We start from the raw sequence: 538 nt of genomic DNA on the forward strand, positions 1-538 counted from the left end.
GACCCTGGCCGGTGAGGACTGACCCGGGGCGCGGCTACCAGATGGCCCCGACCCACTCGGGGTGGTCGACGAACGGGTTCCGGGTGTGCTGGAACCGCTCGAATATGACGTCGTTACGGCGCTTCTCGAAGGCGTCCGGCGGGTCCTGCTCGTTCCACTGCTTCAGCACGGACAGCTTGCCCATCTTCGGGGCCGAGCCGTTGTTCACCTGGTCGTTGGGTTCGAGGTCGGCGAAGGAGTCGTTGCCCTCGTAGCGCACCGCCATGTAGAGGATCATGCGGGCGACGTCCCCCTTGACCGCGTCACGCGGTTCGAAGGAGTCGCCGTCGGTGTAGTTGCCGGGCGCCTCGCCCAGTTGGCTGCCGCCGTTGTCGAAGTCCTTGTTGCCGCGGGCGGAGTTGACCGAGACGTCCTCGGGGCGCAGATGGTGGATGTCGGTGCCCGGGCCCGTGGCCGTACCGAAGCCGCCGTGCGACTTGGCCCAGACGTGCTCGCGGTTCCACTGGTCGGCGTTGCCGCCGTTGTCGTTCTTGGACTG

1 protein-coding gene is annotated in these 538 nt (G+C 67.5%); it reads right to left on the reverse strand.

Features of this window, described 5'->3' with window-relative positions; genetic code table 11:
• Nucleotides 1–34: 34 nt before the first annotated feature.
• On the reverse strand, nucleotides 35–538 hold a 504-nt coding region (locus tag RM572_RS28820), incomplete at its 5' end, for an endonuclease I family protein (RefSeq protein ID WP_311676313.1).

Source organism: Streptomyces hazeniae, assembly GCF_031845485.1.
GTDB classification, from domain to species: Bacteria; Actinomycetota; Actinomycetes; order Streptomycetales; family Streptomycetaceae; genus Streptomyces; species Streptomyces hazeniae.